Source organism: Noviherbaspirillum denitrificans (assembly GCF_002211445.1).
Taxonomy (GTDB): domain Bacteria; phylum Pseudomonadota; class Gammaproteobacteria; order Burkholderiales; family Burkholderiaceae_D; genus Noviherbaspirillum; species Noviherbaspirillum denitrificans.
This window is the reverse complement of sequence record NZ_LSTO01000001.1, coordinates 2053070-2055472: the sequence shown is the minus strand read 5'-3', so window position 1 is coordinate 2055472 and position 2403 is coordinate 2053070. Positions and strand designations below refer to the sequence as shown.

4 protein-coding genes are annotated in these 2403 nt (G+C 63.7%); 1 reads left to right on the top strand and 3 read right to left on the bottom strand.

Annotation, left to right across the window (positions count from 1 at the left end; genetic code table 11):
• Positions 1-23: 23 nt before the first annotated feature.
• The 3 genes from AYR66_RS10065 to AYR66_RS10055 form a co-directional block, all read right to left on the bottom strand.
• Positions 24-977, bottom strand: a complete 954-nt coding sequence (locus tag AYR66_RS10065) for an oxygenase MpaB family protein (RefSeq protein ID WP_234814870.1) — start codon at positions 975-977, stop codon at positions 24-26.
• Between the two features lie 81 nt (positions 978-1058).
• Positions 1059-1697, bottom strand: coding sequence for an MlaC/ttg2D family ABC transporter substrate-binding protein (locus AYR66_RS10060; RefSeq protein ID WP_170942110.1), 639 nt, complete (start codon positions 1695-1697; stop codon positions 1059-1061).
• A 66-nt stretch (positions 1698-1763) separates the two neighbouring features.
• The gene (locus AYR66_RS10055) at positions 1764-1988 is read right to left on the bottom strand and encodes a hypothetical protein (RefSeq protein ID WP_088707383.1); all 225 of its coding nucleotides are present in this window, start codon (positions 1986-1988) and stop codon (positions 1764-1766) included.
• Between the two features lie 165 nt (positions 1989-2153).
• Here AYR66_RS10055 and AYR66_RS10050 point away from each other — a divergent pair.
• The coding region (locus AYR66_RS10050; RefSeq protein WP_272938330.1) for a carbamoyltransferase N-terminal domain-containing protein at positions 2154-2403 on the top strand (250 nt) is incomplete at its 3' end.

Here is a 2403-nt window from a genome sequence, read left to right as displayed (position 1 = left end):
GGGCAGCGATATGCGCTCACCCTCTAGTGCCAAGGCCGGGTGGTGTACAGAAAATCCTCCGGCAGTCCAACCCGCCGGCATGCCTGTGCCGCCGGCGCGGAGCGCAGCGGGATGCGGTCGATCGCCGCGCCCGCGCGGCGCAGCGCGAGCCGCTGCCAGGTCTTGAGGTCCCACGGACTGCCGAGGTCGAGCCGTTCGCGCACCCATTCCGGCAGGATGTCGATGGCGGCCTTCACCAGCAGTTCCTGCAGGCCGCCGATGGCGGACGGCAACAGGTTGACGCGCCGCACGATGTCGAGGAACTCGAAGATCACGGACGACGCTTCCAGCTGGTCGCGCATGGCCATGAACAGCAGGTCCTGTTCCTGTTGCGTCGCAGGGGCGCCGTGCGCGCCGTACAGGCGTGCGGTCACAATGCCTTCGTGATGGAAGCGTGCGCGCGCAATGGCATCCGGCGTATCGACCCATGCCGCGTACGCTTCGAGGAAACCGAAGCGCGCAGTGGCATGCACCCAGTTCAATAGTTCCGGATCGTCGGCGCGGTAGGGACGGCCGTCGTCCGCCGTGCCGCTCACCCGTGCATGCATGGCGGCCACCCGCGCGATCATCCGCTCGGCGCGGCTGCGGGCGCCGTACACCGTCATCATTGCCGACAGCCCGGTGCGCCGGATGCGCTGCAGCGGATCGTCGCGGAAGGCCGTGTGCTCCCACACGCCGGCACGCACGCGCGGCTCGGCCAGTTCGAGGATGACCGCGGCGATGCCGCCGACAAACAGGGACAGCGGATTCTTGAACACCTGCCAGGAAATGGAATCGGGGTCGGTAAAGGCCGGCTCGCCCGCGGGCGATAAAAAATCCGCATCGAAGCGCGCATCGCCCTGCACGAAGTCATGGACGGCGGCATCCAGGCGAGCCTGCAGCGGGCGCGGCAGGATAAGGGGGCGGCTTGTCTGCATGCGGTCGATTTTGCGTGGCAAGAGTCTTCCGGAGCGCAACATGCAATGGCACTTGCGCCGCTCTATAGAGACCGCGCGCCCGCCCCTAGTTCACGACACGCGCTATGCCGTCCCGGCTCGCGCCGCCAGCTCCCGATTCCTCTCCGCAAGCATGCGGATCAACCCATCGATCCCGCTCCTGTCGATTTCGGCGGAAAAGCTGCTTTTGTAGGTTTCCACCAGCCAGACGCCGAGCACGTTGACGTCGTACACCTTCCAGCCATCCGCCGCCTTGTAAAGACGGTAGCTGACCTCGACCGGATCCCGCCCGCGCAGCTGGCGGACTTCAAAGCGCACCGTCACTTCCGTGTCATCCGGCGCCGCGCGCAGCGGCTTGTACACCAGCTTCTGGTCGCCGACCAGCGACAGCGCGCCGGCGTAAGTGCGGATCAGCATGGTGCGGAATTCTGTGGTCAGCTGTTGCCGCTGCTGCGGCGTCGCGTCGCGCCAGTGGCGGCCGGCTGCCAGCGACACGGTACGTTCCAGGTCGACATGCGGCAGGATTTTCTGCTCGACGACCTGGAGAATGCGCTTGCGGTTGCCGGCCTTGATTTCCTTGTCGGTGCGGGCGGTTTCCATCACATCGTCGGTGATGCGCCTGACCAGCGCGTCCGGTGCTTCAAGGGACGGCGCATCGGCGGCAAAGGCGGCGGAGCATGCCGCCACCAGCAGGAACAGCAATTTGAAGGCATTCAGTTTCATGTGGGCTTTCGTTCTGATGAAAAAAAGAGGCAGGCACTAGGCCCGCCTCCGATCCTGCCACCGTCCTCAGGTTGTCTGCTTGAGGTCGGCCGGTGCTTCCGCCAGTTCTTTCCCTGGCGGCGCAGTGTCGTACCTGCCCAGGCGCTTGAGCAGGTTGTTTTCCACCTTTTGCAGCACGCGCAGCCGGGAGTGGCCGGTGTAATCGTCCTGCAAACGTATCTTGGTGGCACTCTCGAGCATTGCCATTTCGGCGCGGATCCGCTTCAACCGCCATTCATAGAACCACTTCATGTCTGTCACCCGTGTTGTCCAAAATCATGCAAATCCATTGCATTGGCGATAGACCAAGTCGGGGCGGATTGGTTCCGTACGGAAAGGCATTTTCCGACATTGTCTAAGAACCAAGTTCCTGCGCGGCTCTCCAATCGGGTACCCCCAATAACAAGGAGACGACGAATGAGCCAGGCACCAAGGATACTGGGCGTGAACCGGACGCAGGATGCGAGCATCTGCCTGATGGAAGGTTCCCGGCTGGTGTTTGCGATCCAGAAGGAAAGACTGACCCGGCAGAAGCACCACTGGGGCAAGGTGGGCGACTTCCGCGATGTCTACCTGCGGCAGCTCGCCGCGCTGAACGGCAGGATCGACGTGCTGGTCGAGTGTTATTCCTCCGACAGCGAGATCGACAGGCTCGACGACTATGAAC